The 6268-nt window shown below is 47.5% G+C and carries 7 protein-coding genes, 1 tRNA gene and 1 pseudogene; 2 read left to right on the top strand and 7 right to left on the bottom strand.

Features of this window, described 5'->3' with window-relative positions; translation table 11 throughout:
* Window positions 1–97: 97 nt before the first annotated feature.
* The 5 genes from flbT to MF268_RS24990 all read right to left on the bottom strand — a co-directional run bounded on the left by flbT (window position 98) and on the right by MF268_RS24990 (window position 2571).
* Window positions 98–502, bottom strand: a complete 405-nt coding sequence (gene flbT / locus MF268_RS25010; protein WP_238373408.1) for a flagellar biosynthesis repressor FlbT — start codon at window positions 500–502, stop codon at window positions 98–100.
* Window positions 503–512: 10 nt separating this feature from the next.
* Complete coding sequence (flaF, locus tag MF268_RS25005; protein ID WP_238373407.1) at window positions 513–875, bottom strand: flagellar biosynthesis regulator FlaF; 363 nt, start codon at window positions 873–875, stop codon at window positions 513–515.
* A 65-nt stretch (window positions 876–940) separates the two neighbouring features.
* The gene (locus MF268_RS25000) at window positions 941–1765 is read right to left on the bottom strand and encodes a flagellin N-terminal helical domain-containing protein (RefSeq protein ID WP_238373406.1); all 825 of its coding nucleotides are present in this window, start codon (window positions 1763–1765) and stop codon (window positions 941–943) included.
* A 183-nt stretch (window positions 1766–1948) separates the two neighbouring features.
* Complete coding sequence (locus MF268_RS24995) at window positions 1949–2311, bottom strand: hypothetical protein (RefSeq protein WP_238373405.1); 363 nt, start codon at window positions 2309–2311, stop codon at window positions 1949–1951.
* Window positions 2308–2571 (bottom strand): hypothetical protein, encoded by a 264-nt coding sequence (locus tag MF268_RS24990; RefSeq protein ID WP_238373404.1) that lies wholly within the window; start codon window positions 2569–2571, stop codon window positions 2308–2310. Before MF268_RS24990 ends, MF268_RS24995 begins: the two co-directional genes overlap by 4 nt.
* A 106-nt stretch (window positions 2572–2677) precedes the next feature.
* Between MF268_RS24990 and MF268_RS24985 the strand changes: the two genes are divergently transcribed.
* Complete coding sequence (locus tag MF268_RS24985; protein WP_238373403.1) at window positions 2678–4306, top strand: flagellar hook-length control protein FliK; 1629 nt, start codon at window positions 2678–2680, stop codon at window positions 4304–4306.
* Window positions 4307–4309: 3 nt separating this feature from the next.
* Window positions 4310–4972, top strand: coding sequence for a flagellar hook capping FlgD N-terminal domain-containing protein (locus MF268_RS24980; protein ID WP_238373402.1), 663 nt, complete (start codon window positions 4310–4312; stop codon window positions 4970–4972).
* A 114-nt stretch (window positions 4973–5086) separates the two neighbouring features.
* Here MF268_RS24980 and MF268_RS24975 read toward each other — a convergent pair.
* Together MF268_RS24975 and MF268_RS24970 are read right to left on the bottom strand one after the other, a co-directional pair.
* Window positions 5087–5493 (bottom strand): annotated as a pseudogene (locus MF268_RS24975) (integrase core domain-containing protein); the annotation flags it as partial.
* 488 nt (window positions 5494–5981) lie between these two features.
* Window positions 5982–6068 (bottom strand) — tRNA-Leu (locus tag MF268_RS24970).
* Window positions 6069–6268 lie beyond the last annotated feature (200 nt).

The following is a 6268-nucleotide window of genomic DNA, read 5'->3' as shown; positions in this document are numbered from 1 at the left end:
GATGCCCGAAGGTCTTCCTTTCGGCCATCGCCCTCGCCGCCCTCGTCATCTACTGGTTATGAATCCTGACCCTAAGCCTTTAACCTTAAGCCGTCATTTATCCCAAACGAGAATTAAGAACTCTCTCTTCCCGTGGCAATAGCGTTCTCAAGACCTTTAAAAACTTGTAGTATTCACCGTTAAGCAAAGCTTTTGTAGCATTGGTCAACAAACTACGGCTATCCGGATCAGTAAATACTTGGCTCAATTCTTCGATAGACTTGAGCAACCCCGGCTTAGCTGCCGCCGGGTCACAGTCACCCGTAAGAATCAGTTGAGCCGAGTAACAAATTCTTTTTACGGGAGTAGTCGCCTCTTTAGGGTGAATTGCGTCTTTTAGCCGAAGGATATTCGCCCCTGAAGTAACTATAGTAAGTCGCCCGCGCTTTTCTCCGTTCTCAATGACTGCACCATTTATTAATATTCGTTCCTTTGGTGCAAGCTTTATTACAAGTCCGGTCATTCCTGCCCCATTAATTCTTCAATCCACGCAAAATAGACATATTTACTGAGATCAAATCATTACAGTTAGCCTTCCCTTGTAAAATCAAACTAGTCTGATGCCATGTAAATTCTGCCAAGTAAAGAATTCTTACTCGAACATCTTCAGGAAGCATGTTCTTTTCATTCGCTACATCTACGGCAAAGGCACTCCACAGTCTTCTGTTTTCATGAAGCGCCTTAGCCAGGACTGGAAGCTCAATATTCCGCTCCTCAGACGCCGCCTTCAGCTTGTGAGTGATGTGCGCCAACACCTTGTACTCCAGATCACGAGCGGTTCGTGTCGGTGAAACCGGTTTTGAATAAGCTTCAAATGCTCTGCTCAAATTTGTCACTAAACAACCTTTTAAAATTGCCTAAAGAGAGGTCGACTGGGGCAATTGTCGCCCCAGTCGCTAGTTTACCTAAAGAGCGAGAGGATTGTCTGAGGAGCCTGGTTCGCAATTGAAAGAGCTTGCACGCCCAACTGCTGCTGCGTTTGCAGTGCTTGGAGCCGAGCAGACGCGGCCTCCATATCAGCATCAACCAGAGAACCGATACCAGATTTCATCGCATCCATAATCTTGCCGACAAAAATAGATTGCTCAGAGATCCGCTTTGAGGAAGCACCGAGGGCGGCTGCACCATCAACTGCAGTTTGGATATGAGCCTCTATCGCCGTGATTGAACCTTCTGCGGTTGTGGAGTCGGAAACATCAATATCCGATAAGTCGAGGTTCGAAGTAAAGTCGACTGCTGTAACAGTAATATTCGACGCAGTAACAGTGCCGCCACTAGCCCGGTCGATAGAGGAAAGAACCGTAAGGTTGACACCATCATCATTCAGGAGATTCATGCCATTAAATTGTGAGGCGCTAATTATGGACGTCACTTGGTTCGTCAGTTCCGTAACGTCGGCTCCAAGCTTGGTGAAATCCACATTTTCACCGGTTGCGGCGACTACTTTTTCCTTAATCTGGTTCAATATGTCCGTTATTTGTTCGGCACCTGCCAAAGCTACGGCCACAGTGGATTCGCCGAGCGCCAAGGAATCGGAGACTGCCTGAAAGCCAATCACGTCGGATTCCATTACCTTGGATATCGCCCAAATGGCGGAATTATCCTTTGCTCCAGATATGGATTTTCCAGTGGATATCTCATTTTGAGTTTTATCCAAGCTCATGTTTACTGATTTAAGCGTTTGCAGCGCGACCATAGCGCCGTTATTAGTCAGAATGCTAGACATGTTTCGTCCTATCTCACAAGGGCATATTCACCCTATTTTTCGACCAAAAGGTCAAGAACAGGCATTCTTTCCCGTACGATAGCCAGTTTGGCTCCGTGCCACATTGATCTCAAGCGCATCTATGTATTAAATTTAAGTGCTTAACGACTGATGAACTGAAGCTTATCAGATCAACATAATTTTCTAAAATTTACGTTCAAAAGAACTTGACCTCGTCAACGTTACTTTTTTGGACTTCCCATTCTTGGTGTAAGTGGTCAGCTTCTGTTTCGCCCTCAAAATATCGTTCAAGCGGTTTCTTGCAGATTCAACTCCTTTAACAGCGCTATCATATAGCTCCTCGTTCCTCTTCAGTTTCCTCTGGACTACCTCAACTCGGAAGTCGCGCAGGTCGCTGAAATTCATTTTCGAGTGTTTTTCCAGCAATTTTATCCTGTGACTGTGATCAAGGCTTTGGATCTGACCTCGAAGGAGAGCATTTCTTTCTTCATCTAAGACCCTATCCAACCTCATAAGGTCGCTCACATCCAGCCGTTCGGATTTCATGTTTGTTCCTCTCCAGAGATCTTGGCGATAGATTCAGATTTTTTAGTTAAATTTGTAGCCGCTATTCTAGCCCATTCTTGATACAAGAACGACTTCATCTGCAGTTCCCCATTGCCACCAAGGAACTCTTTTGAGCTGATTGAACTGTCCCCTCGTTTAAGGATTTCATAGAATAATAAGGTATCCAGCTCACTATAGGCCTGCTGTTCGGACGAGGCTTGACGATGGTAGACATGCGCTTCATAGGTTTCGATCTTCATTGATAACCTCTCTCAGAAGATTCTGAAGTAATAAATCACCAAAGTTAAAATATTGGCAACCTGTTTGCATTAATTGAGCAAATGGAAAACTTCGAAAGAATGGTCCATGCCCGAACCTGTAATGCCTCCCCCCTCGAAACATTCGCTACACGCCAAGCAAGGGGCTACTGCTGCGCCAAATCAAACTTTCACGCAAGATAAAAATGTTCGTCAGCGGGATAGCAGCGGGATAGAGGGGGGGAGTTTCAAAAAAATCATGGAAGACAAGCTCTCAGTTTATAATAATTCATCGAACCTGAAAGAATATGTAGGCAAGCCTGACAGTGACGATGTTTGGGGTGGCGCGTACTACCCTCTCGATGTGAAATGGGTAGTTAAACAAAATCGCTCTTCAATTGGCGCGGAGATCACCCGAAGCGCGAAGGAACAGGGTACTCCCTTCCATGAACCACAAACTTGCACTGACGTGGAAGTTGAGAAGTTGATGCAGAGCGGCGCAGGCACCTTGGACTACCAGCCTGAAATTCGATCTGCTTCGGTAACGAAAGATGATCCCCGCGAAGCCAGTGAACCCAGAACGTTTTCGGAAATGGCCCGCTTCAATTCAGGAGCTCAAAGCGATCGAAGTACTGAAGTCTCGATAGCAGTGAGGGCTGGCCACAAAAAGGTTGAAAGGGGTTCTGAGTCGATAAGAAAATTAGAGCCTCATTTAAGGCTTGAACTAAGACACTTTAATTCGAGTCTTCCCCACGGCGAATTTAGTGCCGAGTTACTAGATAAAATTGTAGGAACAGATGGTATAGATATTGAGTTACTCGATTTCGAAACCCGTCCTTCTGCCAAATTGCGCACGCAGTTTAAATTCGAAACGGAATTCGCCGGAGGTCGCAAGCAGGTACCCTATGCGCTTTCAGATCAAAAAGATTTGAGAACGCTTTCGCTTGCCACAGGGCCAGTGAATTTTGCTGTAGCGCATTCCCAACCTGTCACGGAATTGCCAGATTCGGCGTTCATTCAGTGCAATCTTTCTGAGTCGTACAGCATGTCAACAAATGATTTCCGTGGAAGAGCACAAAGCTTGGACTCTTTCGGGAACAACGGCCATGGGGTCACACATACCGGGTCTCTGACTGCAGTTACAAAATCTCTCGCTCAAGCATCCTTCCACCAAGCCCCCTTCGATAACTCGGAGGGTGAGGCCGTTGAGGTCGGCAACTTTCCCATGGAAGATCCGGTCAGATCGGAGAAATATGCTCCCGATCTCTCTTATGCGACAAATGCGAGCAGCCATAATCGCAACGATCATCCGGGGAGAATTCTGAACAATAATATCACCATCAGGTCACCGCAAATCCCGTCCGACGATATTTCACTTGAGCAGGTTTCCGAATTCTTTGCTGATCGAAAGAATAGGGTTCTAGAACTTCAGCTTAACCCGGTTGAGCTTGGAAGAGTACACATTAGGTTAGTGGCATCCAATTCGGGAACGGTTTTGTCTTTTGAAGCGGATCGGCCGGAGACGCTTGAAATGATGCGGGAAAACTCCAGTCACTTACGTGAGGAATTCGAGAGAGGTGGATATTCTTCCATCACATTTGATTTCGATGAGGGCGCTAAGAATGAAGATATCGAGGATAGCGAACTACCGCCGGATACACAAACGGAAGCGCCCAGTATGCATATAAATAGCAGCGTAGAAGCGGATATTTTGAACGGTCTGGATATAAGGGTTTAAAACTTGTTTATAGAATCAACCCTATCAAATCCGACTGCTTCAAGCGTTTCGTCTAAACCAAAAAATTCAAACAATTTGACCTCGGATTTCGAAACCTTTTTAAAGATGCTTACAGTACAAGCGCGCTATCAAAATCCTTTAGAGCCAATTGATTCTGGTGAGTACGCTGCTCAATTAGCTCAATTTTCTGCCGTAGAGCAACAGGTCAAAACTAACGAAATTTTGGCATCATTTGCAAAAGATCGAACCATTGAAGGCCTATCCGCAATGAGTGATTGGGTTGGCCTAGAGGTGAGGGCACCTGCTCCCGCAATCTACAATGGATCGCCAGTGGTAATCTTCCATGACCAACTAACGCCCAATTCTAATTCCATCTTAGTTGTGACAGACGAGTATGGAACCGAAGTTGACCGGTTATTGCTTCCGTCGTCTGCTGGTCCTGTAGCATGGAATGGCACGTCCAATGGTAGTGATCTCACATTTGGCTCCGTATATAACTTCGCAATTGAGCAATATGAGCAAGGAGAGTTGGTTTCAACTGGACCAGCCGAATTATACTCACATGTAGAAGAAGTCAGAATTGATAATGAGGAAATAGCTTTGGTTCTGTCCGGTGGCACGACAATTTCAGCTACGTCGGTATCTGCTGTTCGTCAGACCAAGTAGCACAAAAATATTTCTTTTTCTTGTAAGCAGTTCGATTTGATTAATGTACTTCCCGGAAGAATTGGAGAGGAACAGCTTGAGCTCATGACCTGCTCCCCTTGGAGTCGGCCTTGGTTAGTTCGCTCCGTTTAGGGTTCGGTAGTCTACTGATCGTTGGTGATGCTCCCACTGGGTGAGCCCGTCGAGGCTCGTGTTTGGGAGATGGTGGTCGTAGTCGTCGCGCCAGGAAGAGGTCAGCTCCCGGGCGTGGCGCAGGTTGGCAAACAGGGGCTCGTTCGGGCACTCGTTAAGGAGGCGTCGATTGAAGCTCTCGACGAAGCCATTTTACATCGGTTTTCCTGGCGCGATATAGTGCCATGCGACCTGGCGATCCTCTTGGCATTTCAGGATTGCGTTCGATGTCAGCTCGTCCCATTTTCGTTGCCCACCTTGCAGGGATAGCCACGCACTCTGGCAATGGTGTCGAGTTCGCGGCCAACCCGTTGCCCCGACAGGGAGGTGTCCACGATCGTTGCCAGGCAAAGCTTCCTCCACACGACAACGTCCACAGTCTAGTCGGTTCTTCTGGTTGCCGACCCTTCGCACCGTTCATTCACTCGTTTTTCGGCACATTTCCTTGACATTCAACACTGTGGGTGAAGGAGGCGGAGTATCTGGATCGATCATTGCGCGGTATAGCACTGGTTTAGAACTGCGGCGCCTAAGGTCGTCGGCCAGACTACGTTTACTTTGACGGCAGAAACCACCTATTCAGCTTCTTCTACCGATTCGCGCCTTAGTTGATCAAAGCTGCACCTTCGCGGGCCTACATGGCCAATTGAAAGAACTCTGTACCAAGTATTTCAGCGACCGCTTTCGGGTAGCGCTGCCTGAACCTATTTTGGCCGCACGAAAACCTGCCAACGACTTGATTTTCATACTCATCACCATCGTTTTATCTCCCCAATGTATCCGGGAGGGGTGCGAAGTGCTTGATATGCTTGAAAAACAGGGGCCTCAAGGGCCAATCTGGTGCGGTCGAGAAGACTCGAACTTCCACGGGTGTTACCCCACAGCGACCTCAACGCTGCGCGTCTACCAATTCCGCCACGACCGCACGCCCCAGCTTGGTAGGCGCGGCTATAACTGAGTAAAATAGAGATGTGAAGAGTGTTTCTGTGTAAGGTGCTAGAAATCCAAGCGCCCGAGCGCCTTCATGTGTTCGCGCGTCTCTGACAGGCCAGGCTCAGGAGTTGTTCTCACTGAAAGCCGGAAGATTACGGTCGGGGTGATTGCGATTGCTGAGAAGTAGGTTTG

Origin of the sequence: Heliomarina baculiformis, from assembly GCF_019966545.1 — a bacterium.
In the GTDB taxonomy this organism is placed as follows: Bacteria; Pseudomonadota; Alphaproteobacteria; order Rhodobacterales; family Rhodobacteraceae; genus Heliomarina; species Heliomarina baculiformis.
This window is presented reverse-complemented; position numbering and strand designations above follow the sequence as displayed.

Bases quoted from the DNA above. Each gene is read 5' to 3' on its own strand.
- MF268_RS25000 (WP_238373406.1), bottom strand. From the start codon at position 1,765: ATGTCTAGCATTCTGACTAATAACGGCGCTATGGTCGCGCTGCAAACG.
- MF268_RS24985 (WP_238373403.1), top strand. From the start codon at position 2,678: ATGCCCGAACCTGTAATGCCTCCCCCCTCGAAACATTCGCTACACGCC.
- flbT (WP_238373408.1), bottom strand. From the start codon at position 502: ATGACCGGACTTGTAATAAAGCTTGCACCAAAGGAACGAATATTAATA.
- MF268_RS24995 (WP_238373405.1), bottom strand. From the start codon at position 2,311: ATGAAATCCGAACGGCTGGATGTGAGCGACCTTATGAGGTTGGATAGG.
- MF268_RS24990 (WP_238373404.1), bottom strand. From the start codon at position 2,571: ATGAAGATCGAAACCTATGAAGCGCATGTCTACCATCGTCAAGCCTCG.